Source organism: Paenibacillus sp. JCM 9796 (genome assembly GCF_055379675.1).
Map to the genome: position 1 here is coordinate 483701 of NZ_AP043723.1, position 26741 is coordinate 510441.

Consider the following 26741-nt stretch of genomic DNA (forward strand, 5'->3'; position numbering starts at 1 on the left):
TTTTTTTACACAGCCTCCGGCGTTCCCGGCTTTTTACGGTAGGGCTCGCGGCTTCGCTCATCCGTAAATTCGAAGGAAATCGAGTATCCGATGAACAATCCCCAAATCAAGAACAGGCAAGCGTCGGTCAAGATCGTATTCAAATCCATACGGATCATCCACGGCATCATTCCCGTAACCGGTCCGATGAACATAAAGATGGCCGCCCACCATGCGCCGCCGTAAAAGAGACCAAACCAGGAGCCTCGTGCTTTTGCCAGAATGAGGGCATACAATAAAGCGGCGGCGACGGACATCACAATAAAGGCGCCCCAACCGAGTAAATATCCCGGCCAGGAGGACAGAAAGGAATGCAAGAAAAACGGCTCCAATAAAAATCCGGGCGACAGCGAGGTGAAATGAAAATAATGTTCAATGATTTTCAATCCGCCCCAGATCAGGCCGGCAAATAACCCGATATAGAACGCGAACGTCCATTTATTTGTCTTGGCTTGTTCATGACGTTGTTCCTGCTGCATAAGCTTCGTCCCTCCTCCATTTCCGATCATGCCTAGTATGACCAAAACTGCGGCCGATAAACAAGTAGCATTATGCGCGCCGATTCGTTACAATAAATACACGGTATCCTCATCGCTAACCATTCATTCCAAAAAGTAGGTGCATCGTTGTGTCGAACAATCAGCAACAAGCGATATACGGCGGACAAGCCGTCATTGAAGGTGTCATGTTTGCCGGTCAGAAGGTCCATGTGACCGCCGTTAGACGTAAAGACCAGACCATTCAGTATTTGGAAGTGCCGAAAAAAGAAATACCCTGGGTGCAAACGCTCAAAAAAATCCCTTTTATCCGCGGTATCGTCGGGATCGTGGAAGCGAGCGCGAAGGGCGCCCAGCATTTGAATTTTGCCGCTGAAGTGTTTGCGGAAGAGGATAACGACGCGAAGCAAGAAAAGAAAGAATCCGTCGCGGCCAAAATATCGATGTACCTCGGCGTCGCATTCATCGGAATCTTATCGTTCTTGTTCGGAAAATTCGTCTTTACCCTCGTTCCCACGGCGGTCGAGCAAGTGGTATTCGGAAACATGTTCGAGAATCAAATCGGCCACAATTTAATTGAAGGCTTAATCAAAATCGTTCTGCTCGTCGGCTATATTTACGCCATATCGCTCACCCCGATGATCAAACGATTGTTCCAATACCATGGCGCCGAGCATAAGGTGATCAGCGCTTATGAAGCCGGCGTCGAGCTGACCGTGAAGAACGTGCAGCAGTTCAATACGCTGCATTATCGCTGCGGCAGCAGCTTTATCGTCTTCACGGTGCTGATTGGCGTTGTGATCTACTCGTTCTTCGAATATAACTCGTTCATCGAACGTATCGTGCAGCGGATCGTGCTGCTGCCGGTCGTTATCGGCGTTTCGTATGAAGCGCTGCGGTTTACGAACAACTTAAGAGAAGTGCCTGTGCTTCGCTATCTCGGGTATCCGGGGCTATGGCTGCAGCTGCTGACTACGAAAGAACCTGACGATTCGCAGGTGGAAGTGTCCATCGCTTCCTTCAACCGCATGCGGGAAATCGACCGGCAGATGCAAAATCAATAACTTCGATTCTGTAAAGGGGGCTCCTCACATGAGAAATCGAAATAACACGATAGCTTACATTCTCTTCGGCTTGCTGGCGATCGGCATCTTGGCCACCGTATTTTCTAATCCGGGAGCCGTGCTGCTGCCTGTACTCGTATTCGGCGTTATCTTCTTCCTGTATAGATATCCGCCGAATACCTGGAAACGGCCGAATCGCTCGGCGCCGACCGGTCGATTCCAGCGGGGCAAACGAAAGAAAGCCAACTTCCGCGTCATTCCCGGCAGTAAGGACAGCAACGATGACGAACCTCCGAAATATCATTAATAAGAACAGCCGGCCTTGAGGGCCGGCTGTTCTCATTTTACGTTAAACTTTTCTTCTGAGGAGGTTCTTCCGGCTTGGGCGTGACCCGGCACACATGCGTCAAGTAATGATGCTTATAATCGGTAAACTTCCACTTCCCGAAGAAAGCCATCGTCGATTTCATCCCTGATTCGAACAGCTCCACGCTTTGCTCAGGCGTCAAATCGAAATCGGTGACACCAATGCCATGCGTCGGAATTTTGACGGAACGAAAGCGGTTATGCTCTTGAATGTAATAGTCGTCATGCGCATCCAGCATCGTCGAGAATAACGCCCGCAGCATCGAGACGGGACCGAAAATCGTATTGGGCTTTCCCGTGCCGCGGCCTACCAGCTGAAATCCGATCGTCGGCGTGAGACTATCCACCTTCGTTGGGTCGTCGTTGTCGAACAACCATAACGGAAAGTTGCTAAGCAGTCCGCCGTCGACGATGTAAACGAATTGATCCGCAAACTTCTCTCCTCGCTTGCGAGGCAAATTTGTTTTCTTGCGGATCACAACGGGATCGAAGAAATAAGGGATACTCGTACTCATCCGCACCGCTTTCGCGATGAGAAACCGCTTCGGATCGACCCCATACTGCGCAATGTCGTCCGGCAGTACGAGCAGCTTCCGCCCGGATATATCCGAAGCGACAATCCGCAATTGATTCGATTTCAGATCGCCGAACGTCCGAATACCCTTGGCCAGCAGCAGCTGATAAATCCAATGCTCCAGCGCTTCGCCGGAGTACAGTCCTTTTTTGAGAAAAAGTCTGGATAAAGGCCCGATCACTTTGGTATTGAATATAGGTGCGCGCTGCAAAAACTCCGTAAACGGCGTTCCTTCAATAATAGTTCTCATTTCATCCGCCCGATAACCGGCCGCAACCAGCGAAGCGACGATGGCTCCCGAGGAAGTCCCCGCCACCTGGTGGATGCCGTAGCCTAGCCGCTCGATGGCTGATACGGCACCGGCCAACGCAATACCTTTGACGCCTCCGCCCTGGAAAACCGCATTGATGTTCACACCGGCATCCCCTCTTCCCATTAAGCGCTACCGTGGGTCTCACAGTCTATGTATGAGGGAAAGGATTGTACATATGCTCTTTTTGTTGCGAAAATACAAAAAAGCTTAAACCCGAAGGCCTAAGCTTCTAAAATGATGACGAACAGGCAGATGCCCGAGTTACGATTCTTCCAACTCCGTCTTCAGCTTGATCAAATCTTCGCCGCGCGAAGTGTCCCGCCTGAAATATTCCACGAGCGCCTCGATGCACGTAATCGAATCCCAGCTTAAATGGTGCTCGATCCCTTCCACATCTTTATATATGTTATCCTCCGAAACGCCGATTGTCGTCAAAAATTGCTCGAGCAGCTGATGGCGGTCGACAAGCCGTTTACCGACCTTCTGTCCCTTGGTCGTCAGAACCAACCCGCGGTATTTCTCATAAATCAAGTAGTTATCTTTATCCAGCTTCTGAATCATCTTTGTTACTGAAGATGGATGAACTTCGAGACCTTCGGCAATGTCAGACACGCGCGCGTAGCCTTTCTCATCGATCAATTTGTATATTTTCTCCAAATAATCTTCCATACTCGGCGTTGCCATGCGCGTTCCTCCTGTATTCCCATGACGAGATGTGACCCATCAAATTACCACGAGTCGAAAAGCTGAACCTGATGCAATCTAACAAGGTCGAATTAGCGTTACTAACTATATCATAAGCTTAATGCCATAGGCAAGTCTACTACTCCAAAGGAGGAAATGTATGTCGACCGAGCTGCTCGCCCCTCCGATCCGGCAAACGCAAGTATTCGTGCCGGAACTCGTTTATTTCGAGCCGGATGCGTTGGAGTACCCGAAGGGGCAACGTATCCATGAATGGGCAACGCGCGAAGGCTTGCCGATTCGGATGACGACGTCGCACAACCGGATTACGAATTTACCCGGCGACAGCGAACTCGAGAAGTATCGGATCGCCAAGCGGACGCTCGTGGTCGGGATCCGCAAGACACTGAAGTTTGACACTTCCAAGCCTTCCGCCGAGTACGCCATACCGGTGGCTACCGGCTGTATGGCCCATTGCCATTACTGTTATTTGCAAACGACGCTCGGAGCGAAGCCTTATATTCGCGTCTATGTTAATACTGATGATATTTTGGCGCAAGCCCAAACATACATCGAAGAGCGGGCTCCTGAAATCACCCGTTTCGAAGCGGCCTGTACGTCCGATCCCGTCGGCCTGGAGCATATTTCCGGATCGCTCAAGGAATATATCGAGTTTATGGGGAAACAGCCGCTAGGACGTCTGCGCTTCGTGACGAAGTTTCACCACGTCGAACCGCTGCTCGATGCCAAGCACAACGGCCATACGCGTTTCCGCTTCAGCGTGAATGCCGACTATGTGATCAAAAACTTTGAGCCGGCCACGTCCAGCTTCCACGAGCGGATTGCCGCGGCCTCCAAAGTGGCGAGGGCCGGCTATCCACTCGGGTTCATCATTGCCCCCATCATTTGGCACGAAGGGTGGGAGGAAGGGTACGCCGAGCTGCTGCACCAACTAAAAGAGGCGCTCCCCCGGGAAGCGACCTCGAATTTAACCTTTGAGCTGATTCAGCACCGGTTCACGAAAACCGCCAAAACGGTCATCGAACGTCGCTATCCGAAGACGAAGCTGGAAATGGACGAAGCGAAGCGTAAATACAAATGGGGCCGCTGGGGCCAAGGCAAGTACGTATATCCGGACGAACAGGCTAATGCGCTGCGCGAGTTTATTACGGAACGTATCTTTACTCATTTTCCCGAGTCGAAGATCGATTATTTCACCTGAATGCGGGAGCGGAAATTAGCCGATCCAAGCGGGCGTTATGCGCTGCAGCCAGATCGTGATACGCGTCATTTGATCGGTATAGAGCAGTACGGAAATGATCAGCATCACGCTGCCTCCGACTTTCATCATGACCGCGGAATATTTGAGTATCCACTTCGTCGAGCCGATGAAAAAAGCAAGGACGATAAACGGAATGGCAAAGCCAAGCGAATAGGCGGTGATGAGCGGCAGCCACGAATTCGGCTCGCTGGCGGCCAGCACCAGCATCGCCGACAAAATCGGTCCGATACAAGGCGACCATCCGGCTGCGAAGCCTATGCCGATCAATAGCGATCCGAGGTAACCGGCCGGTTTCGTCTTGATTTGCAGCTTGCGCTCCCTCATCAGCCATTGCGGACGGAAAATGCCAAGCAAGAACAGTCCCATGACGAAGATGAAGATGGCCGACAACTGCCGGAGTAAATCGCGGTTATCGAAGAAAGCCGTCGCCACGGCGTTCGCTCCAAGCCCCAGGCTGTAAAAGATAACGGAAAAACCGACGACAAAGCTGAGCGTATGCGTAACCAGCTTAAACCGGATCTCGCTGGACTTTTGACCGTCCTTCAGCTGACCCACGGAAACGCCGGTAATGTAAGATAAGAACGAAGGATACAGCGGCAGCACACAGGGAGAGATGAAGGAGATCAGCCCGGCCCAAAGCGCGATCCATACATTCAGTTCCACGATATTTGTCTCCTTTCTACGAGCGCAATCCCCGTTTGACGAATAAAATGCCGATGAGCAGCGCGATCAATACGAGCACGACCGATGCACCCGGCGCCAAGTCCCACAAGCCTGCGCTAATCAATCCGATCAATACCGCCGCTTCCGCGAACAATATCGACCAAAAAATCGAACGCTTAAAGCTGCGGGCCACAAGCAGGCTGCAAGCGACCGGAATCGTCAGCAGCGACGAAACAAGCAGCGCGCCGACGATTTTGATCGACACGCTGATGACAAGCGCGGTAAGCATCGTAATCATGATGTTATAAAAGCGCAGCGGCAGTCCGCTGACTCCGGCAGCGTCCTCGTCGAAAAACAGCAGGAACATCTCTTTATAATTGATGGCTACAAAAGCAATCACGATGACTGCGACGCCGCCAACGACCCACAGATCGGTGTTGTCCAGCGTATAGATGCTGCCGAAGAAGTAACTCATTACATTAATATTAAACCCTTTGCCCAGCGTAAACAGCATCGTCGCCAGCGCCACGCCGCCGGACATAATAATCGCGATGGACAGCTCCGCATAGGTCTTGTACGCTTTGCGCAGACGTTCGATCGCGAATGAAGCGATTAGTGCGAACAACAGGCCTACCCCGATCGGGTATACATTGATCAGAAAACCGAGCGCCACGCCCGCAATGGACACGTGAGCCAGCGTATCTCCGATCATCGAGAGACGGCGCAGCACTAGAAATACGCCCATCAACGGGGCGACCAAGCCGATCAGCAAGCCGCCCAGCAGGGCACGTTGAAAAAAGTATTCGGTAAATATGTCCAAGTTGCTCTCTCCTATTTCCCGCTTTCGAACCGGTGGCATAGCCTTCCGGACAAAGCTACGTCAATACTTCCACCGTTTCGCGAAGCTGGTGCATGGAATGGACCAGATCGGTCTCCCCGCAGTTCTCGGGCGCATGCGTATGTTTCACATAAAAGGATAGTCCGCCGCGCCGCTGCTTCGGCTCCGAGCCGATATACGACTGAAGCATATCCATGTCGTGGGACACCATGATGAACGTAATATGGTGATGCTCATGCATATGCCGGATCATACGGAAGAAGGCCCCCTGCGTCTCGGCGTCGATGCCGACCGTCGGCTCGTCCAGAATGAGCAGCTCCGGGTTATTGACGAGCGCTCTGGCGAGAAACACCCGCTGCTGCTGGCCTCCGGACAACTGGCCGATGCGTCGGTCGGCTAAATCCTCAATGCGCATCGCATACAGCGCATCGTCGCATTTGCTGCGCTGGGCTGCGGTTAAACGGCGGAACATGCTTTTCTTGTTAAACAAGCCGGATGTGACCACTTCCCTCACGGTTGCCGGGAACAGCGGGTTAAGCGCATTCTTCTGCGGCACGTAACCGATTCGCTCCCAATCGCGAAACGAACCGACCGGTTCGCCGAATAGCCTGATTTCGCCGCGGGTCGGCTTCAGCAAGCCGACGATCATTTTCAGCAGCGTCGTCTTGCCTGCGCCGTTCGAGCCGACCAGCCCGACGAAATCGCGTTCAAGCACGGAAAAGCTGAGCCCGTCGATGACGGTTTTGTTCTCATAAGAAAAAAAGATGTCATCGATCGTGACGATCTGTTGATGACATCCGGAACGAGCATTCGTATCCATAAGCAAAGCTCCTTAAGCGGAAGGTCTCCCCTCTATTGTAATGCTTTTATTAAATTATTCAAATTGTTTTCCATAATGGACAAATAATCGGCTCCCTGCTTCGCCTGTTCTTCGGTCAGCCCCTCGAGGGGATTGAGCACCAGCGTTTCAACCCCGGCGTCTTTGGCAAGCGTCTTGGCCAGTTTATCGGACACAAGCTCCTCGAAGAAAATGTATTTCACTTGATTGTCTTTCACGAACTGCATCATTTGCTGGATGTCCTTGGACGTCGGTTCGGCGTCCGGCGACAGCCCCATAAGCGCCTTCTGCGTAAGTCCGTACTCTTTGGCCAAATAGCCGAAGGAATGGTGCGTAACGACGATTTCCTTCTTGGGCAGCTGGGCGAGCTGGGTTTTGTATTTATTGTGAAGCTCGTCAAGCTGGTCCGCGAATCGCTTGAAATTAGCTTCGTAGTCGGCTTGATGCGCGCTATCGACCTTCACCAGCGCCTCCTTGATGTTCAGCGCGATCTGTTTGGCGTTGACCGGCGACAGCCAGACGTGAGGATCGGTCGAGCCGTGAGCGTGTTCGTCTTTCGCCTGCTCGTCTTTCGCCTGCTCGTCTTTCGCATGCTCGTCTTCGTGGCCGTGCTCCTCTTCCTCGGTACCGGGCAGCAGCTGGATGCCCTGGCTCGTCTCGACGACTGTTACCCTGGAGTCCTTCTTCATACTGTCAAGCGTATCGTGGACCCAGCCTTCGAAGCCTGCGCCTAAATATAAGAACAGGTCGGAGCTGGACAAATTTTGCATATCGCGGCTCTTCGGCGACCAATCGTGCGGCTCGACGCCCGCAGGCACCAGATTGATGACGTTGACATGCTCGCCGCCTATTTTGCTTGCGAAATCATAGAGCGGATAAAAGCTCGTGACGATGTTCATTTTGCCGTCAACAAGCTTGGGCTGCGGTGAACCGCATGCGGCCGTCAGCATGGAAAAGAGCAGAATCAATGTCAGGGGAATAAGGAATGACCGGGTCCGTACGTACTGGAACATGAATAATATACCTCCGCCATGTAAATCGTAATATTTTTTATTAACTATGGTGATTATACGACCCGCTTCCCCGGATGTCAACGCTAAATGTAGATTTTACGAACAAGAAAAAAAGACCCTCTACCTGCGCAATTATTCATGCGTTTGGCAGAGGGTTCATACTTATTTGACGATGGCACCGTTCGGCAGATCCTCCGCAACGGTCGCCAGGGTAAGCTGGTCGCCATGAGAGGCAGCCAAAATCATGCCTTGCGATAGTTCGCCGCGCAGCTTAACCGGCTTCAGGTTGACAACGCAGATGACTTTGCGGCCAACCATTTGTTCGGGCGTGTAAAATTTGGCGATGCCGGAGACGACCTGACGCTGCTCATAGCCAAGGTCGAGCTGCAGCTTCAGCAGCTTGTCGGCTTTCTTCACCGGCTCGGCGGCGATGACTTGAGCGACGCGGAGCTCGACCTTGAAGAAATCGTCGATCTCGATTTCGGGAGTCTTCTCCGCATCGTCCGGTCCGGGCGCGGCGGGTTCAGGCTGCGCCGCCGTTTCGGCCGGTGCTGCAGCTTTGCCCCCGCCCATCGACTCGGCGATGAAGGCGATTTCCTTGTCCGCCTCCAGACGCGGGAACATCACTTCGCCTTTGTGGACGCGCGTGCCGGACGGCAGCGTGCCGAAGGCGTGGACGGTATCCCAGGCCGTGAGCGCCCCTTCCTCGATACCGAGCTGCTGCCACATTTTACGAGGCGTCTGGGTCAGGAACGGCTGCAGCAGCACGGAGGAAATGCGCAAGCTCTCCGCCAGCACGTACAGCACGGAGCCCAGCGTCGGGCGCTTCTCCTCGTCTTTGACAAGGTTCCAGGGCTGCGTCTCGTCGATATATTTATTCGTTCGGCTGATCAGCTGCCAGATGGCGGTGAGCGCTAACGAGAACTCGAGCTTCTCCATCGCCTCCTCCACCTTATGCACCGTTGTTTCAAGCGTATCGAGCAGGCTGGCGTCAAACTCCGTCGCATTCGGAAGGTAAGGCTGCACAACGCCGTTAAAATACTTGTCGATCATGACGACTGTACGGCTGAGCAGGTTGCCCAGATCGTTCGCGAGGTCGAAGTTAATGCGCTCCACGAAGCTTTCCGGCGTGAATGTGCCGTCGGAGCCGAAGGGCACTTCGCGCATCAAGTAATAACGCAGCGCATCGAGACCGTAACGGTCGATCAGGGTCACCGGGTCGACCACGTTGCCTTTGGATTTGGACATTTTGCCGTCCTTCATCAGCAGCCAGCCGTGGCTGAATACTTTTTTCGGGAGCGGCTGGTCCAGCGCCATCAGCATGATCGGCCAAATGATCGTATGGAAGCGGACGATCTCCTTGCTCATCAGGTGCACATCCGCCGGCCAGTAGGTTTGGTATCGGCTATCGTCATCGCTGCCGTAGCCGAGCGCCGTGATGTAGTTCGAGAGCGCATCGATCCACACATAGATGACGTGCTTCGGGTTGCCCGGCACGCGGATTCCCCAGTCGAACGTCGTACGGGAGACGGCCAGGTCTTCGAGACCGGGCTTGATGAAGTTGTTGATCATCTCGTTGCGGCGCGACTCGGGTTGAATGAAATCGGGGTTCGCGTCGTAGAACTCGATTAAGCGGTCCGCATATTTGCTCAAGCGGAAAAAGTAACTTTCTTCCTTCACCCATTCCACCGGGCGCCCACAGTCCGGACAATTGCCGTCTACAAGCTTGTTCTCCAGGAAAAACGATTCACACGGCGTGCAGTACCAGCCTTCGTAATGGCCGAGGTAGATGTCGTCCTGCTCCATCAGCCGGGTGAAAATTTTTTCGACCGCCTGCTTATGGCGCGGTTCGGTCGTGCGGATGAAATCGTCGTACGAAATGTCGAGCTTCTTCCATAGATCCTTAATGCCCGCGACGATATCGTCGACGAACTGCTGGGGCGTTTTGCCCACTTCCTGGGCTTTGCGTTCGATTTTTTGACCGTGCTCGTCGGTGCCGGTCAAGTACATGACGTTGTACCCGCGCAGACGCTTGTAACGGGCCGTTACGTCGCCTGCGACGGTCGAGTAGGCGTGTCCGATGTGGAGCTTGTCGCTCGGGTAATAGATCGGCGTGGTGAGGTAGAAGCTTTTCGGCTTCGTATTGTCGGTCATGAATAATCGTCCTCCTTCTGGTGATGGGAATGCGGATGGAAACTTGGTTTTACCGCAGAACGCGCATCTTGCTTGCGCTATTGGCGTCAGGCAAGAGGCTCTCAAGCGGCGGCGCTGCAGGCGAAGCGGCCGACCGTGCAACAAAAAGAGCCCTCATCCCTTTGGGACGAGAGCTCGCGCTCACGTGGTACCACCCAACTTCCCCTGCGTCCGGGCATCCATGCCCTCGTAAACTACGAAAGCAGGAGCTTTGCAAGGCTCAGCGGTCTCATTCGACCTTCCGATAACGCCGGAACCGCGATGAAAGCTTACTGTCTGAAGCGCTGACGACCGGCTCACCCTGCGACCCGATTCGCGCTCTTCCTGCAGCTCACCTTCATAATCCTCCGGGACCATCTTCCTTCGCATGCGCCAACCGGTTCGCAGCTCCTCCGGCTCTCTGTGTGGCGAAACGTTCGAAGTACTTATCCGTTCACGGGATATTAAGCCAAATATATCGAAAACCAGGGGGTTATGTCAAGGCACATGGTCGATTCCTCCCGGGTGGAACGGGTGGCATTTGCAGATGCGCTTGACGGCGAGCCAGCTTCCCCGGGCCGCGCCGTATTTCTCGAGCGCTTGCAGCGCATAGTCGGAGCAGGTTGGATAAAAGCGGCAGGTCGGCGGCTTTAACGGCGAAATAAACTTGCGGTAGAACAGAACGCCGCCCCTTAACACTTGCTTCATCGTTCGTTCGCCCCCATCGATTGCACTAACGACTCTCCTCCCCTCATCTTGCCGGATTTGCCGATCTGTGTCAAACGCCCCCTGTTTAATTCGGCACCGGCACGTTTAATAAGTTGAATCCAGACAAAACCGCAAAAATCGCCAAATTCGCCCAGAAAACGATAATCCGATTCGAAACGTATGAACGTACACCTAGCGATCCGCCATTTACTAAAGCTTTGGAAGGTGAAGGACATGAGCAGTTCGAAAGATTTCATGCAAAGTCAATTGAAAAAATGGAAAAGTGCCGCCACCCAGTTCATCTCGGCCGAGGAAAATCAAACGCACGAAGAAGCGACTCTCATCGAGCTTGAGCCCGAGTACGCAGAGAAATGCCGTCAGCTGGCCGAAATTCAGCATACGACCGTTGCGTCCGTTGTACATTATATTTTGGAACAGCACTTTGCGCTGAGAAGCCATGAGCGGGTGTTCCAGGCGAGCCCCCTGCAGCTCGAGAAAAACCCGCTGCTGGCCCTCGACGGATTGACCGTCAGCAGACAAACAAGCGCTTCGAGGGAGGTAGCGGCCGATGACTTCTTATGAGCAGACGAATTTGTCGCAAGCGGTTTTCCTGGAGCAGTCCGCCTGGATGGCGTTTATGAACCCCGAGGACCCGTATTACTTAAAAGCGCGCTCGCTTTTTTACGACCTCAGCGATTTGGACCGCCCTCTGGCAACGACGAATTACGTCGTGTTCGAAACCCACCAGTGGCTGCGCAATCATTTTGATTACACCGACGCGCAGGTGTTCCTCAATACGGTGGACAAAGCCGTCCAGCAGGGCGTGCTGACCATCATTCCCGGCGGTTCGGAGCTCGAACACGAGTCCAGACGACTGCTGATGGAATACCCGGATTACCGGTTTTCCCTGAATGAAGCGCTAACCGCCGTCGTACTGCTGCATTACCGCATGAAACGGATCTTCACGTTTAATCCGAACTACGCGTTCCTCTCCAGGCTCGATCGCGAAATTAAAGTGATTCCGAGCGTTTGGTAGCGCCTCCGCTTCCAACGCAAACAACCCGACCTTCCTACTGGAATGGTCGGGTTGTTTGTATGCGTAAAGATTATCCCAGGACGACGCGATCGTCGGCGAACTTCGCCCCGCGGATGTTTTCAAACTGCTGAAGCAGCCCTTCAACGGTCAAGCCCTGTTTCTCATGTGCAGGCACATCGAGAATGATGCCGCCCTTGTCCATCATAATGAGACGGTTGCCGAGCCGGATCGCCTGCTCCATGTTGTGCGTGACCATCAGCGTCGTCAGCTTCAACTCCGCCACGATCTGCTCGGTCAGCGATGTGATCAATTCCGCGCGCGACGGGTCGAGCGCGGCCGTATGCTCGTCCAGCAGCAGAATGCGCGGCTCCGTGAACGTTGCCATCAGAAGGCTGAGCGCCTGGCGCTCCCCGCCCGACAACAGCCCGACCTTGGCGTTCAGCCGATCCTCCAGCCCGATGCCGAGACGGCTGAGCTGTTCGCGGTACCACTGGCGTTTACGCGACGTGACGCCGATCGAGAGGCCCCTCCGCTTGCTCCGCATGGCCGCCATGGCCAAATTTTCCTGAATCGTCATCGTTGGGGCAGTCCCCGCCATCGGGTCCTGAAAGACGCGGCCGATCCAAGCGCTGCGGCGAAATTCCGGCAGCGTGTCGACCTGTTTGCCGTCGATTTGAACTTTACCCGCATCCGGCGCCATCACGCCGGAGATAATGTTCATCAGCGTCGATTTGCCGGCGCCGTTACTGCCGATAACCGTAACGAAATCCCCTTCGGCCAGATGCAGATTGATCCGCGCGAGCGCCACCTTCTCATCCGGTGTGCCCGGGTTGAACAACTTGGATACTTGTTCGATCCGTAACATCAGCGTTTCCCCTCCTGTCTGCCCTTTCTGCCAACGCCCACAACGTTCTCCGCTTCCAGTTCAAGCGCCCGGCGGCGCATAACGGCTTTCTGGCGAAGTGACTTGCGCACCATCGGCAGGGTCAAGGCGCCGATGACGATCAGCGCGGTCATCAGCTTCATATCGGTCGGCTCCAAGCCGACACGCAGCGCCAGCGCCACGATCAACCGGTACACGATCGAGCCTAGAACGACCGCGAGCGTAGCGCGAAAGACGGTTCGGGCGCCAAACAACGCCTCGCCGATAATGACGGAGGCAAGCCCGATCACGATCATCCCGACACCCATTGTAATTTCGGCGAACGCCGAATACTGCGCAATCAGCGCTCCGGACAAGGCGACAAGTCCGTTCGATAAACTGAGGCCGACAATGATCGTGTTGTCCGTGTTCACCCCGAAGCTGCGGATCATCCGCGGATTGTCTCCGGTCGCCCGTAAAGCGAGCCCCAAATCCGTATGCAAAAACCAGTCAAGCGCCAGCTTGACAATCAGAATCGCAAACGGCATCACCCACAGCACCGACAGGTTGGTGATCAGCGTATCCACACCGAGCAGCGGAATATTCGCCTTGCCCATGATCCGCAAGTTGATCGAATATAAAGCGATCATCATCAAGATACCGGAAAGGAGCGCGTTGACCTTTCCCTTCGTGTGCAGCAGGCCGGTGAGCGCGCCCGCCGCCAATCCGCCGACGAATGCGACGAACGTCGAGACGAGCGGCGAAGAGCCGCCCGCAATCATAACGGCCGCTATGGCGGCGCCGGTCGTGAAGCTGCCGTCCACCGTCAAGTCGGGAAAGTCCAAAATCCGGAACGTCAAATAAACGCCCAGCGCCATAATTGCATAAAACAACCCGAGCTCCAGCGAACCTTTTAACGCAAACATTGTACTTGCGAGCATTGCTAATTCCCTCCAGTAAAGCAGGAAGAGTGACCTTCTCTAACCAAGAGAGAGGTCACCCCCCAGCACAAATTCGAATCCTTCGTTCCTGAATCTTATTTCGCTGCGTTCAACAGATTGTTTTTATCCTGCATTTTGGCTTTCATGGAATCGGTGATTTCCACACCCTGCGCCTTAGCCGCAGCGGCATTGATGATCAGGTCGAGCTTGTCCGGATAGCTGACTTTCATATCGCCCGGTTTGGCGCCTTTCAAAATTTCGACCGCCATTTTGCCTGCTTGGTATCCGTGATCGTAATATTTAAAGCCGTAGGTCGCGATCGCGCCCTTTTCCACCGTATCACGGTCGCTGGAGAAGAACGGAATTTTCTTGTCGGTTGCTACTTTGATGATCGATTCAACCCCGCTCACGACCGTATTATCGAGCGTGATGTAGATCGCATCGGCGCGCCCGACGAGCGATTCGGCCGCTTGCTTCACATCGGACGGATTCGCCACCGACGCTTTCACAACTTTAATATTGTGCTTGGCTAAAGCGGCTTCCGCCGTTTTCACCATGAATGCGGCGTTCGGCTCGCCTTCGTTGACGACGACACCGACGGTTTTCACCTTCGGAAACTCGGACGCAATGAAGTCCATCAGCTTCGGTACGGCATCGGGATGCGTATCGGCTGCGCCGGTTACGTTGCCGCCCGGCTTGTCCAGGCTCGTGACGAGCTTCGCGCTAAGCGGATCGGTAACGGCGCCGAACAGGACCGGCGTATCTTTGACGTTCTGCACAACCGCTTGAGCCGAAGGCGTAGCGATCGCGAAGACAAGATCCTTCTTGTCGGCGGCGAATTTTTGCCCGATCGTCAAGTTGTTCGTGGAATCGCCCTGCGCATTCTGATAGTCGACCTGCAGGTTTTCTTTGTCGACGAATCCGCCGTCCTTCAATGCCGCCAGAAACCCTTCTCTTGTCGCATTCAAGGAAGGATGCTCGACGATCTGCGAAATTCCGACTTTAACCGTCTTTTTCGCTTCCGGAGCATTGGAAGCGCTTCCTGCACTTTGGCCTTCAGTAGATGGTTTCGTTCCACAGCCTGCCAGAACCAGCGGTACTGCAATCAGCAACGAAACAATTTTTAATGAAGTTTTCAATTTACGATGACCCCCCGTTTGGTGTAACGTGAACATGCTTTAAAGTAATAATGTTATAATAGTATGGACGTATTGATTCCGTCAATATAGAATAGACTGTTGTTCAGTTGGCTTTCGGCGTCATTATCAATATTTTTGCCTGATCAGTCATGAATACTATCCATAAATTGGTCATTATTTTCGGAACAGCTCACCCGAATTGCCGGAGGCCCTTCATGAAAATCGCCGTTTTCGTCCTGCTGCTCATGCTTTACCCGCTATTTCTGCGCTTGATTCATATCTCCGATCTGCGGGCGATCCCGCTGGTCGTTCCATACGCGCTCGCCTCGCTGTCATTTCTTATTATCGGCTCCGAGCTTTTGTCCTGGTTGTTCAAAACGAAAAAATAAGGCGCCGCCCTTCGTCCGCCGAAGGTAGGACAAGGTCTGCTCTGCTGATCGGCAAGCAAGCCGTTCTTGCGGGAAGGTGAAGATGCTCGTCCGCAGCCTGAACAAAGCCGTCGAGGCGTTCTCGGCCGCTTTGTGTTCGGTCGGTTTACACATTCTCACGCTGCGTCGCTTCCCCATCCCGTACCCGCCGAAGGATCAGTGCTAACGGGAGCCGTAACCAGCCACAGGCCAATTTCCGCCTTCGGGGGAATTCCTCCATAAATCGTTACGATCCAATAATACCGAGCGCGCCGCAGCCTATGCCAAGGACAACTACAGCCCACGGCGGCATTCTCCAAAATTGCAGCAATCCGAACATGACGACGGCGAAGGCCGCGTCGGTCCTGTGCGTCACCGCCGACGTCCAAATCGGATCATACAGCGCGGCGCCCAGAATTCCGACAACCGCCGCATTTACGCCCGCTATAACGCCTTGTAAGCGGGGCTTCCCGCGCAGTTCGTTCCAGAATGGCAGCGCCCCCCATACGAGCAGAAACGCCGGCAAAAAAATTGCGGCCGTCGCAACGACGGCACCGACGACGCCGTATGCCGTCATGCCCAGGTAAGAGGCAAACGTGAACATCGGACCCGGAACCGCTTGAACGGCGCCGTAACCGGCCAAAAAGTCGGCATCCCCGACCCAGCCGGCGGGGACGACCTCCCGCTCGAGCAGCGGCAGCACGACATGTCCGCTGCCGAACACGAGCGAGCCGGCGCGGTAAAACACTTCGAACATCGCCAGCAGCGGATGCGCGAAGAAGTGGCGGCCTATCGGCAGCAGCGTGAACAGCGCGGCGAACAGAACAAGGAAGAGGACACCGGTTCGCTTGCTTATCGTCAGCTTCAACTGTGCCGGATCGCCCTCCGTTTCATGCCGCAGGCGCCAATACCCGAACAGCCCGGCAGCCAGCAGCAGCGCGATTTGCGCGTAGGCGCTCTCGACGAGCAGCACAACGGCGAACGCGCCGAAGGCGATCGAAGCCCGTACGCGGCCGGCCGCCAGCTTTTGCCCCATGCCGATAACCGCTTGTGCGACTATAGCTACGGCAACAAGCTTAAGGCCGTGAATCCATCCGCTTTGTCCCGCATCCGTCCCCTGCAGCAGAACAGCAAACCATACGAGCGCCAGCACCGACGGTCCCGTGAAGCCAAGCCAAGCCGCCACCCCGCCGAGCCAACCGGCGCGCAGCGTTCCGATGCCGATGCCGACCTGACTGCTCGCAGGTCCGGGCAAAAATTGGCACAGTGCCACCAAATCGGCGTAGCTCCGGTCATCCATCCATCGTCTGCGATTCACGTATTCACTGCGAAAATAACCCAAATGTGCGATCGGACCGCCGAAGGAGGTCAATCCCAGCTTCAGGGATACGATAAAAATTTCAAATAAAACGGAGAAACGGGACCGTTTCCTTGCTTCGTCGACATTCGGCTTGGAAGCGGCGCTTCCTCCTTTTCCCACAATGGTCATAAGCTTACCTGCACTCCTTCAGCGCTTCGATTCTCTATATCCATGACCAAGCCCCCGATACGTACAACCCTAACCCAAGTAACGCTCCGCCGAGCAAAGCCGCAAACGCCTCACCCCAAGCCACCGAACGCTTGACCAGCTGGACCATTGCTAAATTAAACAGGCTGTGCAGCGGAATCAGGATAAACACCGTCCAGGGGATCGACGCTACAATCAATGTCGCGCCAATATGAAACGCGCTAGCGGACAGGCGCTCGACGATCCCCCATAACGGATGTGATTGGGTTAAGCCCTGCGACTCCAGTATAGCTTTCGCCTGAAGCGCTTGCTCATCCTGTCGGTGAGCAAGCGCTGAAATCGCGACGACCTGGATCATCACATAAACGACCTCGACCGCCGCCCAGCCTTGCCCGAGCGAAGCCGCCCAGCTCACCTGAACCGACGTAAGCGCCAGCAAGCCATAGCGAACGCCTTCCTCCAGCGGACCGGAGGATGCGTATAGGATGGTCTTGCCGAAACCAGGCTTCTTCATCGCCAGCACGGATAATGGACCTCGCAGCATGAAAGCGACGACCCAGCCGGCCGCTCCCAAGCCGAACGCCGTCCATATGAGCGGGAACCCGCTATAGGCGAAAGCTCCGGCAAACAGAACCGGAACGAGCAAGTATAGCGGAACCAACCGCTTGGCGATACGGGCATTATTCAAGAACGGATCTGTACTCATGGCGACTCCTCCTGTTTCCTCTTTGGCTCGGGAATAACGATGTTCGTAAATGCCCTTCTCCGTCGATCAGGCGCAGGCCCGTTATCCATCCGGCGCATAAGCGACGCCTTGATTTCTTCAAACAACTCGCGATATTCGTCATCGCTTAAATAAAGCGTCGTTTGCCTCATTGAAATGCCGTCCCGCCGCATATCATATTCGTCCTGAGCCACATACCGTCCGAAATCGCCGATCAGACCCGAAACAAACTTCATGAATAGCTCCATGTGTTCCTCCGCGCTCATCGCCGTCAGTTCTTCGTTCGGCACGCTTTCAGCATGCTCCCCGATCGCATACCATTTCTCCATCGCGCCCCGCTGCTTACGCTGCTCGACGACGACGATCAATCCGGCTTGTTCCAGTTTGTTCAGATGGCGATACATCGTCGCTTGGGGAATGTCCGGGAATAAGGCGCTTAGCTGCTGCCTGGTGAGCTTGCGTCCTTGTATAAGCGCTTGAATGATTTTCAAACGAACGGGATGCAAAATAAGATCCGCTTTAGATTCCGTCATAACCGTACACCTCCTATAACGTTATTATTATCGATAATGATAATAATGTCAAGACCCCAGCCCCATCTTAATTGATGCAGGAAATAGCACGTTAAGCCTATGATGGCTGCGATTCCTCCTACTTTGATGTACATATGGCGCGCGGCGAGTACTTTTCTCCAATAATAAACCCACATCAACAATAACGATACGGAGTTGAATAAGAAGTACTGAAAATATAGCGTCCCCCAGCGGGGGCCAAACCAAATCCTGAACAAATGGTTGAAATCGTTCGGTAAAGGCAGCAAGCAGTTCAATCTGATCGAATATAAGAGTACTCCAATAAAAAATAAAGCAGCGCCAATCTCCTTTTTGCCGTTTCTAATCAACCGTCCCGTCTCCCTTCGTTCTCCGTGCCTGATCTCCCCATCAACAGCAGATCGCTTCGTTCAGTATACCCTTTATTTGGAAGCGTGCTGAACAGGCAATAGTCCAGCGCGTTCACTGGACTTAGGTCGGGATGAAGCCATGTCGATACTAGTGGATACAGCACGTCTTCCAAGCTAACGGTTATGATGGCCGTTTTTGCAGCATCCTACTTCTGACCTATCAACAATTCGTGAAGGAGGCGAACAATCGATGGAGCCTGACAACAGAGAGGGTATAGACGGGCTTGACGCACAGCAGACCGAAGAACTGGAGGCTACCCGGACGGTACAAGCCAACGAGGCGATGGACGATGCTTTTTACGGAAACCAAGCGCAGAACGAACGTGATATGCTGAATGCGGCAGAAGTCAACCGCAACCAATCGTAATGCTTTAACGCCCTTCAAGAAGCGTAAGCCGCATCCTGAAGGGCGTTATGTTTTCGCTCTATATGCGGCGATATCCGTCAAGAATCGCCGCGAGCTCCCGCTGACCGTCGCCTAATCTCGCGCCGTACTGCCGGGGCGACCTCCGTGGCCAAAAGCTCGATGGCGGCTGCTACCCTGGCGAAGGGCTGCCCGCCGATATCGATTTGCGCAACGAAGCGGTTATGTCCGAACATCTCATACTGGTACATGATTTTGTCGATGATTTGCTCCGGGCTGCCGACGGCCAGACCTTCTTCAGGGCGGACGAACCGCTCGAAATCGGATCGCGTTATCGTGAAGCTGCGCCCTCTCTCCCGCATCAGGGGGCCCCAGTAATTGGCATAATACGGGTAAAATTCATCCAGAGCCTGCCGGGATGTCTTCGCGATATACCCGTGGCTGTTCACAGACACCTTGAGGTTCGCAGGAGGATGACCTGCTTCCAGATAGGTTCGCCTGTAGATGTCGACCCGCGGCTTGAAGAAGGACGGATCGCCGCTGAGCAGCGCCATCGCCATCCCTTTCCCCAACAGACCGGCTCTCGCCGCACTCTCCAGGGTTCCCCCGACGCCGATCCAGATCGGCAGCGGTTCCTGTATGGGGCGGGGCGAGATTTCGGCATCCTGCAAGGCCGAGCGGAATCGGCCGTCCCAGGTGACGCGTTCCTTGGCGCTCAGCTCAAGCAACAGCGCGATTTTCTCCTTGAACAGCTCTTCATAATCGTCCAGCTTATAGCCGAACAGCGGGAAAGATTCAACAAACGCCCCGCGTCCGGCGATGATCTCCGCGCGGCCGTCCGAAATCAAATCCAAGGTCGCGAAATCTTCGAACACCCGCACAGGATCGGAGGTGCTGAGCACCGTCGTGGCGCTCGTCAACCGAATGCGCTTGGTCACCTGGGCAATGGCGGCCAAGACAACGGGTGTGGAAGAAGCCGCAAAATCCAGCCGGTGATGCTCGCCGAAGCCGAAGACGTCGAGCCCCGCCTCATCGGCAAGCTTGGCCGCCGCCACGATTTCTTCCAGACGCTGCCTGGCGCTCAGGGTCCGTCCGGTTTGCGGATCGGGCAGCAAATCCCCGAAAGTGTACACGCCGAACTCAAAATCCGGCCCATGCGCTCTGTTTGATTCGTCATTCATAGGGATGGATCAGCTCCTCGGAAAAGTAGTCAATCTCGTAACAAGTGCTATGAGTTTATTATGCATCTAAAAGGGAAATTCCGGAAGTAGGCTTTTGGCTGCTGATCTTCATCGCCGTCGTTCCTTCCAAGCCTCGCGATGGAAGATGTGATTTAAATCACTTACCTTTTTATTTCACTCCGCTATGATGGTTCTAAGGACGACAGGGGCAAACAATACGATCTGAAATGGGGGAGTATACGAATGCAAACGGTAATAAAAACGGAGAAAAAGAAACAATTTGACGGCCTTCCGCTGGTTATCCTCGTATTCTGCGCGGTCCTTTCGTCACCGTTAGTTTATTTCTTAATTCACCTTATGCTTGGGAACGAAGAACTTTTTATTTACGTTAATTAATAAAGCTGATCGAATAGCCTGACTGCAGGAGACAGTCAGGCTATTTGCGTTCAATATGAATTCGAACCCGCGGGAACGTTGCAACCGGTATGCATTTACCTCTTCCTTTAACTCAACAAGGAAACATGGGCAACTGAGCCGAACGAATGGCCCCCTGCGGTACTAACGCGATGAAACCGGATGAAATGCAGGGGGCACCAAGCCTGTTTCCGAGCGAATGACGCGAGCAATTCGCTCGGCATACTCCTCCAGCAAAGCAGCATCGGGGCCCTCAACCATAACACGAATGAACGGCTCCGTTCCGGGACGTACAAGCACACGCCCTTCGTCCCCAAGCTCCGCCTCAACCGCCTCTATCGCCCGCTTAATGCGGACATTGGCATCCCAGCCTTGCTTGCTTGCGGCCGGAACATTCACAAGCAGCTGCGGGTACGAGCGCATGATTTGGCGTAACTCGCTCAAGGGTCGCCGTGTTTTCACCAACACACTTGCCAGCTGGACAGCGGTTAGAATACCGTCTCCTGTCGTGTTGAGATGCAGCATAATCGTGTGACCCGACGGTTCACCGCCCAGTACATAGCCTCCTTTACGCATGGCCTCCACGACATAGCGATCTCCGACAGCCGTCTGAATCAGGTTAACATTCAAGGCTCTCATGGCTTTAACAAAGCCCATATTGGACATGACGGTGGTGACTACTGTATTCCGGTCCAGCTTACCGGCGTCAAGCAAACTGCGTGCCAGAATTGCCGTTATATAGTCGCCATCCACAAGCTCCCCTGTCTCATCCACCGCAATCAAGCGATCTGCGTCGCCGTCGAATGCAAGGCCTAATTGCGCCCCTTCCCGCACGACTGCCTTCCGCAGTTCATCCGGATGCGTAGAGCCGCAGTTTGCATTGATATTGATCCCATCCGGCTCTGCAGCCAAGGGAATGACATTCGCTCCCAGGGCACTAAACACAGCCGGCGCAATCCGGGCTGCCGCGCCATTCGCACAATCTACGACAACCTTCATTCCGTTCAGACGAACAGACGCGGTATTCTCCAGAAATTTCGCATACATTTCAGCTGCATCTTTACGCACAGACAGACGCCCAAGATCAGCTCCAACAGGACGCGGCAGCCGGTCATCCGGCTGATCCATCAAATCCTCAATCTGATCTTCCAGCTCGTCAAGCAGCTTAAAGCCGTCACTGCCAAAAAACTTAATTCCGTTATCCGCTACAGGGTTATGCGAAGCGGAAATCATCACACCGGCATCCGCTTGCAAGGTTCGAGTTAAGTAGGCAACGCCTGGCGTTGGGATAACACCCGCTTGAATAGCCGTGGCCCCTACCGAAAGGATCCCGGCAATTAAAGCAGACTCTAGCAGATCGCCCGAAATACGAGTATCTTTGCCGACTACAATCGACGCCTTGGCTTTCTGTTTCGTGATCAGATACGCACCTGTACGCCCGAATTTATAGGCTAATTCCGGAGTCAGTTCCTGATTGGCCAAGCCTCTCACACCGTCTGTTCCAAAATAACGTCCCATTATGCATTCCCCTTTCCTTAGCGCCACCGCAATGGTTCGGCGTATTCCAGTTTGGTTACTTGTTCCACTGCTTCAAATAAGACGGAGTATCTCTCCTCACAATGGCAATTCGTTCTGCTCTATGCCCAGCCGTTCGGAATTGCGTTCGTGGAGTCCCAACCTTGTCCCGATGCCGTCCTATTCCTTTAAACGGCTCCAGCCGTCATAATCATGCACGGCATATCCGGTAAAAGGAGCGCGGCTGATAAGCGCTTCGCCCACGGTGCCGAGCTCGCGCATCATTTGCAAGCTGCCTTTGTCGAAATAGGAGATGGGGCCCTCGGAACTCGGCAATGTTTCCACCGCCACGATGACGGACTTGCCGTTTCTCTCCGCCTCGCCCAGCTCTGTAGCAATGCTGCTGATGATGTCTGCCGCATTGTCGCGGTAAGCCATGAGGGTCGTTTGGTCAAGCTTGCCGATCATCCAGTTGGACAAGGTTGTCCGCCCCCCCTCCCCGTCCGGCACGTTGAATTGCTCCAGCCAGACCGGCAAATCCGCACCGGCGATCAAATCGGGGGTTTCAATTTTCATTTCTTCGACAAATCCGCTCACCGTATCCCGCCAAAGCCCCAGCATCGTATCCGTATCCTCATACCATGCCCGCATGACGTACGGCTCGACATCGAGATGGATTCCTTTAAACCGTTCCTCGGCTGCAACGCTGTTGTTGTATGTTTTCACCCAATTGATCAGCTTGTACATCTTAATCTGTTTGTCCTGAAGGATCCAATCTGGAGCTCCTCCCAGAGCATGAACCTCAATTCCGCGGGCGGCAGCCTCCCGGATAAAGCCGCTGTAGTCACTCGTCTGAACATCCGGATCGGCCTGCAAAAAAATAAGATTGACGCCGTTCTGCCGGAGAAATTGGAATGTGCCTTCTCTGTCCTTCAGCAGCGTACCTGTATTCCACAGCCAAGTGGCTTTATGTATCGGGCGATCCGCTGCCGCGGCATATACCTGACGGGTCAAACCGGCTTCCGCCGGAAGGGCGACAAGGGCCTGGGTAAAAGCTAAACAAATGACCAGTACTTTTCCAACAAAGCGGGATCTTGACCGTAGACGTTGTCTTTTCACTTATGAACTCCTTCGATATCGTATTTTTCAGCTGCACACAAGGTAAATTATACCATTCTAGTTCGTTATAAAGAATGGTTCCTATGTCATTTTTTTCATGATAGTAAAAATAGCTCAAATTTTGCATAGGATTGATAGAAGATCGCACCCGAAAATGCGTTATAACGAATCTCTTTAACTGCGAAACTATCGTTTGGTATAATGGATGCAAGCTTTCTATTTAATCACCCAAGAACGAAAGAACGAGACCGGACGATCGCTATCCATGCTTAACCCCGCGTACATCGATTCACAAACTTTGGGAGAAATACAATAGTGGCGGCAAAGGAGAGCTGAATCGGATATGTTGCATAATTGCAGTAGCGGGGTAAGGATTTGATATGATTATAGTGATGGTGATGCTCATGTGGTTATCGGCAGGCTTTACAACTTCGTCCCTTTCCTCGGCAGACTCCTTGCCATCCAACATGCCAAGGGCAACCTGGCTGTGGGATACTTCGCTCATCGGTACGAACGCAGGGCGAACCGACATTTTGCAATTTGCCAAAAATGAGCGGGTCGAACGCATCTACTTACAGGTGAACCGGGATGTCGCCCAAAGCGATTATCGAAGCTTCATCCAAGCGGCGGCGGACAGCGGTATTCAAATCCACGCGCTGGACGGCGCTCCGAAGTGGGCACTTCCGGAAAACCGGAAATACATGACAGCTCTGGTCGATTGGGTAAAGTCCTATAACGCATCCGTGCTTGTTAACGAACGGTTTGCGGGCATTCAAGTGGACATCGAGCCTTATCTGCTGCCGGATTGGACCGCGGACCAACATGCGGTTGCCGTGAATTGGCAGCAATCCATTGCCTATTTTCATGATCTGGTGAAGAAGGATTCCGCCGCTTTAACGACATCCGCCGCCTTACCGTTCTGGCTCGACGGCATTCCGCTATCGGACGGCAGCGGCACGCTCAGCGAAGCGATGATGGGCAAGCTGGATGAAACCGCCTTGATGACCTACCGCAATCAAGCGCTGGACGTCATTGATTTGGCAGCGGAGGAAATAGCCTTAGCCGACCGTCTTGGCAAGAAGGTATGGATTAGCGTGGAAACGAATCCGGCGCCGGATACTCCGTATATCACCTTCAGCGGGGAAAGCAAGGCAGAAATGGAGCGCCAGCTGGCTGTCATCGACGGCTTGCTAAAAGCTCGCCCGTCTTATTCGGGCATCGCCGTTCATGATTACACCGGCTGGCGCCATATACGCAACTAAGGCTTGGCGGCTGCCGCTCCGTCCGGAGGAGTCGCTTTAGGCGGCTGTTTCCCGAGCTTGCCGAACGCCTCCTTCAGAATCGGATAGCTTTGCTTGAGACGCTCATGCGATGCCGGCTTGTTCCAGTTATCCCACTTGTAAGCGACAGGCTCTGCCGGGTTCGAATTTCCGGAGAGATGCGGCTCAACCCGGACCGCCTTGCTTTCCTCCATCTTAAACGCCGCTGCTTGATAAGGGTAACGCCATACCTTGTGCGAGCTGGGATCGGTAAATCCGAGCAGCATCCAGGGCACGCGAACCTCGATGACAGACCCGGCGGCGTGCCAGTCGGCCAAATTGTTGAACTCGGCGCTCTTCGGGTCTGTCGTGCCGTGATGCAGCCGGCCGATCTCGACATCCTCGAACGGCACCGGCTTCTTGCTTTGCGGGAGCACCAGCGGTTTGCTGACCGGCAGCCTCCACGGCAGGAAGAGACCGTTCTCTGCCTGAGACCAGGCTTCCTGCCAGGGCATCATACGGTTCACGAAGCCATACTGCCAGGCATGGTAATCATACGCGCTTTGCACATAGATGGCCGAGTCGTTCTCCCCGCTCAGCTTCATAACAAACTCCTGACCGCCGCTGAAGGTGATGCCAGGCGCTTTATCCGCCTTCGCGCTCCCGCTATCCACCGTATCAAAGCCGATATAAAGCGGCTGTTCCCCCGGCTTCCAATCGCCGTTCTTATTTTTCAGCAGCAAGTACAGGTAAGCTTCATCATGCGAGACGGTGAGGCTGTACCCCGGATAATCCCGGCTTTCGGTGTTTTTTCGGCGGTCCCAATCATCCGTCTTCCCGTCAAGCACGATCGTGTCCTCCTGCGATTTGCCCGGTTCCACCGCAAGCAAGCCGAAATGCTCCTCGTTCGTCAGCATGTTTCGCCACATGGGACGGCGGTCGATCGGCGAATCCAGCTCCATCGTGTTCCAAGTGATCTTGAACCATTCATCCTGCCAGGCGAACAGGACTGCGCCATCCAAGTTCTCGTTGTAAATACTGCGGTACAAATCGGCGTCGATTTCCCCCTGTTCTTTTTCCGAATGCATGCCTTGATTGCGGTTTAGCGGACCGTAGTGGGCCATACCGCGCGAGCTCGGCACGCCGTATTCCGCCACGATCAGCGGGATACCCTTGTGATGCTCCCGCAACTCGTGCAGGTACCCCGCATACGGATTGATGTTCCCTTCGCTGTCTTTGTAGGTTTGATACTTCTCCTCGTACCGCAGCAGGTCCGGGTAATACGGGTAAATGTGATAGGAGGCGAAATAGCCGGCCTTCCAGCCCGCTTGCGGACGAACCTGCATAGGGTCCACCGAGACCAGGTCTTCGGTATCTGATGGTTCGTTCGGGTGGGTCAGCGGGTCGGTGGTCACCCAATTGGTGAACGAAACCGGATGCTGCCAGCCGAATTTCATATCCTCCTGCGCCAACGTGTCCAGCATTTGAGCCAGCCAGCTTTCAAAAGGGGAGGCCCCGGAAGCCGCCTGAAAATAGGTACCTTGAAACGGCTTCATACCGGGATGCGCATCGTTCGTCGCTTTCACGGTGTAAGGGTCCCACTCGATGCCAACCACCCAGCCGAGCACATAAGGCGATACGTCGGCTTCGAATTTGCCCGAAGCATGACCGGACTCCGCCTTCCTCTTCAACTGCCCGTGGATGACCTGAACGGCATCCCGGATCTCTTTCCGGAACTGGTCGATCGTGTCCTGCTGCAGCGCATCATAGCCCTGCCCGCCCGCGCCGACGAGCTGTTCCTCAGGCGCCCAGATGCCCTGCAGGATGTAAAGCGGGTCCTTGCGTCCGGCATTGAATTCGGCCAGCGCTTCATAGAAGTGCGGCGGCAAAATCGTATAAATCCGGACGACATCCGCATGCATAGCCTTGATTTGTCCGAACCATCGCAAGTAATCCTCCTTGGTCGGACTGAGCTCTCCGGGCGCATGCCCCGGAGTCGTAGCCCCCATGTTCACGCCGGACCAAAACTGCGGTTTCCACGCCTTCCCGTCGTAGACCTGCAGATGCCCGTCCTTAACGGCGGAGGTTTGCTTCACGCCCCCCTCATCGTACACCGGCAGGGCTGACACGGGAATGTCTTTGCTGCCGCCGGCAAACAGGTTTCGGGCCGTTTCGCCCCATGGCGGGGTGCAGCCCGCCAACAAGGCGAGAAGGACCAGCCCGGGCAGGATTCTTTTTTTTACCGAAATGACGTGCATGAT

At 54.2% G+C, this 26741-nt stretch carries 27 protein-coding genes; 8 read left to right on the top strand and 19 right to left on the bottom strand.

Features of this window, described 5'->3' with window-relative positions; genetic code table 11:
* Positions 1 to 5: 5 nt before the first annotated feature.
* Positions 6 to 518, bottom strand: a complete 513-nt coding sequence (locus ACZ439_RS02470) for a YqhR family membrane protein (protein WP_054795220.1) — start codon at positions 516 to 518, stop codon at positions 6 to 8.
* Between the two features lie 206 nt (positions 519 to 724).
* Between ACZ439_RS02470 and ACZ439_RS02475 the strand changes: the two genes are divergently transcribed.
* Both ACZ439_RS02475 and ACZ439_RS02480 read left to right on the top strand, forming a co-directional pair.
* Complete coding sequence (locus tag ACZ439_RS02475) at positions 725 to 1600, top strand: DUF1385 domain-containing protein (RefSeq protein ID WP_155614860.1); 876 nt, start codon at positions 725 to 727, stop codon at positions 1598 to 1600.
* 28 nt (positions 1601 to 1628) lie between these two features.
* Positions 1629 to 1907, top strand: a complete 279-nt coding sequence (locus tag ACZ439_RS02480) for a hypothetical protein (protein WP_054795221.1) — start codon at positions 1629 to 1631, stop codon at positions 1905 to 1907.
* A 37-nt stretch (positions 1908 to 1944) separates the two neighbouring features.
* Here ACZ439_RS02480 and ACZ439_RS02485 read toward each other — a convergent pair whose 3' ends face one another.
* Both ACZ439_RS02485 and mntR read right to left on the bottom strand, forming a co-directional pair.
* Positions 1945 to 2955: a patatin-like phospholipase family protein gene (locus ACZ439_RS02485; protein ID WP_141334002.1), complete on the bottom strand. Its 1011-nt coding sequence runs from the start codon at positions 2953 to 2955 to the stop codon at positions 1945 to 1947.
* Between the two features lie 159 nt (positions 2956 to 3114).
* Positions 3115 to 3537, bottom strand: a complete 423-nt coding sequence (mntR, locus tag ACZ439_RS02490; RefSeq protein WP_054795222.1) for a transcriptional regulator MntR — start codon at positions 3535 to 3537, stop codon at positions 3115 to 3117.
* A 160-nt stretch (positions 3538 to 3697) separates the two neighbouring features.
* Between mntR and splB the strand changes: the two genes are divergently transcribed.
* A complete protein-coding gene (gene splB, locus ACZ439_RS02495) occupies positions 3698 to 4759 on the top strand; it encodes a spore photoproduct lyase (protein ID WP_054795223.1) in 1062 nt (353 codons plus the stop codon).
* Between the two features lie 15 nt (positions 4760 to 4774).
* Here the strand turns inward: splB and ACZ439_RS02500 are convergent, their stop codons facing one another.
* From ACZ439_RS02500 to yidD, 6 genes are all read right to left on the bottom strand, one after another.
* The gene (locus ACZ439_RS02500) at positions 4775 to 5485 is read right to left on the bottom strand and encodes a cytochrome c biogenesis CcdA family protein (protein ID WP_164751736.1); all 711 of its coding nucleotides are present in this window, start codon (positions 5483 to 5485) and stop codon (positions 4775 to 4777) included.
* A 13-nt stretch (positions 5486 to 5498) separates the two neighbouring features.
* On the bottom strand, positions 5499 to 6302 hold the full coding sequence (locus ACZ439_RS02505) for a metal ABC transporter permease (RefSeq protein ID WP_127605546.1): 804 nt from the start codon (positions 6300 to 6302) through the stop codon (positions 5499 to 5501).
* 55 nt (positions 6303 to 6357) lie between these two features.
* Positions 6358 to 7140, bottom strand: coding sequence for a metal ABC transporter ATP-binding protein (locus tag ACZ439_RS02510; protein ID WP_127605548.1), 783 nt, complete (start codon positions 7138 to 7140; stop codon positions 6358 to 6360).
* A gap of 32 nt (positions 7141 to 7172) precedes the next feature.
* Entirely contained in the window at positions 7173 to 8171 is a 999-nt protein-coding gene (locus ACZ439_RS02515) for a metal ABC transporter substrate-binding protein (RefSeq protein ID WP_054795224.1), read from the bottom strand.
* A gap of 162 nt (positions 8172 to 8333) precedes the next feature.
* Entirely contained in the window at positions 8334 to 10325 is a 1992-nt protein-coding gene (gene metG, locus ACZ439_RS02520; protein ID WP_464620580.1) for a methionine--tRNA ligase, read from the bottom strand.
* Positions 10326 to 10841: 516 nt separating this feature from the next.
* Positions 10842 to 11051, bottom strand: coding sequence for a membrane protein insertion efficiency factor YidD (gene yidD / locus ACZ439_RS02525; protein WP_464620581.1), 210 nt, complete (start codon positions 11049 to 11051; stop codon positions 10842 to 10844).
* 234 nt (positions 11052 to 11285) lie between these two features.
* Here yidD and ACZ439_RS02530 point away from each other — a divergent pair, with 234 nt between their 5' ends.
* Positions 11286 to 11633 (top strand): hypothetical protein, encoded by a 348-nt coding sequence (locus ACZ439_RS02530; RefSeq protein ID WP_127605556.1) that lies wholly within the window; start codon positions 11286 to 11288, stop codon positions 11631 to 11633.
* Entirely contained in the window at positions 11620 to 12087 is a 468-nt protein-coding gene (locus tag ACZ439_RS02535) for a type II toxin-antitoxin system VapC family toxin (RefSeq protein WP_127605558.1), read from the top strand. Before ACZ439_RS02530 ends, ACZ439_RS02535 begins: the two co-directional genes overlap by 14 nt.
* A 70-nt stretch (positions 12088 to 12157) precedes the next feature.
* On the opposite strand, the gene ACZ439_RS02540 is transcribed toward ACZ439_RS02535, so the two are convergent.
* The 3 genes from ACZ439_RS02540 to ACZ439_RS02550 form a co-directional block, all read right to left on the bottom strand.
* Positions 12158 to 12952 carry an ABC transporter ATP-binding protein gene (locus ACZ439_RS02540; protein ID WP_054795228.1) on the bottom strand — a complete coding sequence of 265 codons (795 nt, stop codon included), beginning with the start codon at positions 12950 to 12952 and terminating at the stop codon, positions 12158 to 12160.
* The gene (locus ACZ439_RS02545) at positions 12952 to 13890 is read right to left on the bottom strand and encodes an ABC transporter permease (protein WP_236595935.1); all 939 of its coding nucleotides are present in this window, start codon (positions 13888 to 13890) and stop codon (positions 12952 to 12954) included. The genes ACZ439_RS02540 and ACZ439_RS02545 overlap by 1 nt, the downstream gene beginning before the upstream one ends.
* Before the next feature lie 95 nt (positions 13891 to 13985).
* A complete protein-coding gene (locus ACZ439_RS02550; protein WP_464620582.1) occupies positions 13986 to 15065 on the bottom strand; it encodes an ABC transporter substrate-binding protein in 1080 nt (359 codons plus the stop codon).
* Between the two features lie 179 nt (positions 15066 to 15244).
* Here ACZ439_RS02550 and ACZ439_RS02555 point away from each other — a divergent pair, with 179 nt between their 5' ends.
* The gene (locus tag ACZ439_RS02555) at positions 15245 to 15418 is read left to right on the top strand and encodes a hypothetical protein (protein ID WP_464620583.1); all 174 of its coding nucleotides are present in this window, start codon (positions 15245 to 15247) and stop codon (positions 15416 to 15418) included.
* Between the two features lie 265 nt (positions 15419 to 15683).
* Here the strand turns inward: ACZ439_RS02555 and chrA are convergent, their stop codons facing one another.
* The 3 genes from chrA to ACZ439_RS02570 are packed head-to-tail and all read right to left on the bottom strand — an operon-like array spanning position 15684 to position 18200.
* Positions 15684 to 16925: a chromate efflux transporter gene (gene chrA / locus ACZ439_RS02560; RefSeq protein ID WP_464620584.1), complete on the bottom strand. Its 1242-nt coding sequence runs from the start codon at positions 16923 to 16925 to the stop codon at positions 15684 to 15686.
* Between the two features lie 34 nt (positions 16926 to 16959).
* The gene (locus ACZ439_RS02565; RefSeq protein ID WP_054795229.1) at positions 16960 to 17649 is read right to left on the bottom strand and encodes a hypothetical protein; all 690 of its coding nucleotides are present in this window, start codon (positions 17647 to 17649) and stop codon (positions 16960 to 16962) included.
* Positions 17646 to 18200 carry a helix-turn-helix domain-containing protein gene (locus ACZ439_RS02570; protein WP_054795230.1) on the bottom strand — a complete coding sequence of 185 codons (555 nt, stop codon included), beginning with the start codon at positions 18198 to 18200 and terminating at the stop codon, positions 17646 to 17648. Before ACZ439_RS02570 ends, ACZ439_RS02565 begins: the two co-directional genes overlap by 4 nt.
* Before the next feature lie 618 nt (positions 18201 to 18818).
* Between ACZ439_RS02570 and ACZ439_RS02575 the strand changes: the two genes are divergently transcribed.
* Positions 18819 to 18995: a hypothetical protein gene (locus ACZ439_RS02575; RefSeq protein ID WP_155614264.1), complete on the top strand. Its 177-nt coding sequence runs from the start codon at positions 18819 to 18821 to the stop codon at positions 18993 to 18995.
* A gap of 77 nt (positions 18996 to 19072) precedes the next feature.
* On the opposite strand, the gene ACZ439_RS02580 is transcribed toward ACZ439_RS02575, so the two are convergent.
* The 3 genes from ACZ439_RS02580 to ACZ439_RS02590 all read right to left on the bottom strand — a co-directional run bounded on the left by ACZ439_RS02580 (position 19073) and on the right by ACZ439_RS02590 (position 23221).
* Entirely contained in the window at positions 19073 to 20173 is a 1101-nt protein-coding gene (locus ACZ439_RS02580; protein ID WP_127605567.1) for an LLM class flavin-dependent oxidoreductase, read from the bottom strand.
* A 558-nt stretch (positions 20174 to 20731) separates the two neighbouring features.
* Complete coding sequence (glmM, locus tag ACZ439_RS02585; protein ID WP_464620585.1) at positions 20732 to 22105, bottom strand: phosphoglucosamine mutase; 1374 nt, start codon at positions 22103 to 22105, stop codon at positions 20732 to 20734.
* Positions 22106 to 22282: 177 nt separating this feature from the next.
* On the bottom strand, positions 22283 to 23221 hold the full coding sequence (locus tag ACZ439_RS02590) for a hypothetical protein (protein WP_464620586.1): 939 nt from the start codon (positions 23219 to 23221) through the stop codon (positions 22283 to 22285).
* A 380-nt stretch (positions 23222 to 23601) separates the two neighbouring features.
* On the opposite strand from ACZ439_RS02590, the gene ACZ439_RS02595 reads away from it, so the two are divergent.
* On the top strand, positions 23602 to 24483 hold the full coding sequence (locus tag ACZ439_RS02595) for a hypothetical protein (RefSeq protein WP_054795234.1): 882 nt from the start codon (positions 23602 to 23604) through the stop codon (positions 24481 to 24483).
* Here ACZ439_RS02595 and ACZ439_RS02600 read toward each other — a convergent pair.
* On the bottom strand, positions 24480 to 26738 hold the full coding sequence (locus tag ACZ439_RS02600; RefSeq protein WP_127605575.1) for a hypothetical protein: 2259 nt from the start codon (positions 26736 to 26738) through the stop codon (positions 24480 to 24482). The genes ACZ439_RS02595 and ACZ439_RS02600 overlap by 4 nt on opposite strands.
* Between the last annotated feature and the right edge of the window lie 3 nt (positions 26739 to 26741).

What these genes read in the sequence shown, in the direction of transcription:
- ACZ439_RS02470 (WP_054795220.1), bottom strand. Translation starts at nt 518, where the DNA reads ATGCAGCAGGAACAACGTCATGAACAAGCCAAGACAAATAAATGGACG.
- ACZ439_RS02475 (WP_155614860.1), top strand. Translation starts at nt 725, where the DNA reads ATGTTTGCCGGTCAGAAGGTCCATGTGACCGCCGTTAGACGTAAAGAC.
- ACZ439_RS02480 (WP_054795221.1), top strand. Translation starts at nt 1,629, where the DNA reads ATGAGAAATCGAAATAACACGATAGCTTACATTCTCTTCGGCTTGCTG.
- mntR (WP_054795222.1), bottom strand. Translation starts at nt 3,537, where the DNA reads ATGGCAACGCCGAGTATGGAAGATTATTTGGAGAAAATATACAAATTG.
- splB (WP_054795223.1), top strand. Translation starts at nt 3,698, where the DNA reads ATGTCGACCGAGCTGCTCGCCCCTCCGATCCGGCAAACGCAAGTATTC.
- ACZ439_RS02510 (WP_127605548.1), bottom strand. Translation starts at nt 7,140, where the DNA reads ATGGATACGAATGCTCGTTCCGGATGTCATCAACAGATCGTCACGATC.
- ACZ439_RS02515 (WP_054795224.1), bottom strand. Translation starts at nt 8,171, where the DNA reads ATGTTCCAGTACGTACGGACCCGGTCATTCCTTATTCCCCTGACATTG.
- metG (WP_464620580.1), bottom strand. Translation starts at nt 10,325, where the DNA reads ATGACCGACAATACGAAGCCGAAAAGCTTCTACCTCACCACGCCGATC.
- yidD (WP_464620581.1), bottom strand. Translation starts at nt 11,051, where the DNA reads ATGAAGCAAGTGTTAAGGGGCGGCGTTCTGTTCTACCGCAAGTTTATT.
- ACZ439_RS02530 (WP_127605556.1), top strand. Translation starts at nt 11,286, where the DNA reads ATGAGCAGTTCGAAAGATTTCATGCAAAGTCAATTGAAAAAATGGAAA.
- ACZ439_RS02535 (WP_127605558.1), top strand. Translation starts at nt 11,620, where the DNA reads ATGACTTCTTATGAGCAGACGAATTTGTCGCAAGCGGTTTTCCTGGAG.
- ACZ439_RS02540 (WP_054795228.1), bottom strand. Translation starts at nt 12,952, where the DNA reads ATGTTACGGATCGAACAAGTATCCAAGTTGTTCAACCCGGGCACACCG.
- ACZ439_RS02545 (WP_236595935.1), bottom strand. Translation starts at nt 13,890, where the DNA reads ATGCTCGCAAGTACAATGTTTGCGTTAAAAGGTTCGCTGGAGCTCGGG.
- ACZ439_RS02550 (WP_464620582.1), bottom strand. Translation starts at nt 15,065, where the DNA reads ATGTTCACGTTACACCAAACGGGGGGTCATCGTAAATTGAAAACTTCA.
- ACZ439_RS02555 (WP_464620583.1), top strand. Translation starts at nt 15,245, where the DNA reads ATGAAAATCGCCGTTTTCGTCCTGCTGCTCATGCTTTACCCGCTATTT.
- chrA (WP_464620584.1), bottom strand. Translation starts at nt 16,925, where the DNA reads ATGACCATTGTGGGAAAAGGAGGAAGCGCCGCTTCCAAGCCGAATGTC.
- ACZ439_RS02565 (WP_054795229.1), bottom strand. Translation starts at nt 17,649, where the DNA reads ATGAGTACAGATCCGTTCTTGAATAATGCCCGTATCGCCAAGCGGTTG.
- ACZ439_RS02570 (WP_054795230.1), bottom strand. Translation starts at nt 18,200, where the DNA reads ATGACGGAATCTAAAGCGGATCTTATTTTGCATCCCGTTCGTTTGAAA.
- ACZ439_RS02575 (WP_155614264.1), top strand. Translation starts at nt 18,819, where the DNA reads ATGGAGCCTGACAACAGAGAGGGTATAGACGGGCTTGACGCACAGCAG.
- ACZ439_RS02580 (WP_127605567.1), bottom strand. Translation starts at nt 20,173, where the DNA reads ATGAATGACGAATCAAACAGAGCGCATGGGCCGGATTTTGAGTTCGGC.
- glmM (WP_464620585.1), bottom strand. Translation starts at nt 22,105, where the DNA reads ATGGGACGTTATTTTGGAACAGACGGTGTGAGAGGCTTGGCCAATCAG.
- ACZ439_RS02595 (WP_054795234.1), top strand. Translation starts at nt 23,602, where the DNA reads ATGATTATAGTGATGGTGATGCTCATGTGGTTATCGGCAGGCTTTACA.
- ACZ439_RS02600 (WP_127605575.1), bottom strand. Translation starts at nt 26,738, where the DNA reads ATGCACGTCATTTCGGTAAAAAAAAGAATCCTGCCCGGGCTGGTCCTT.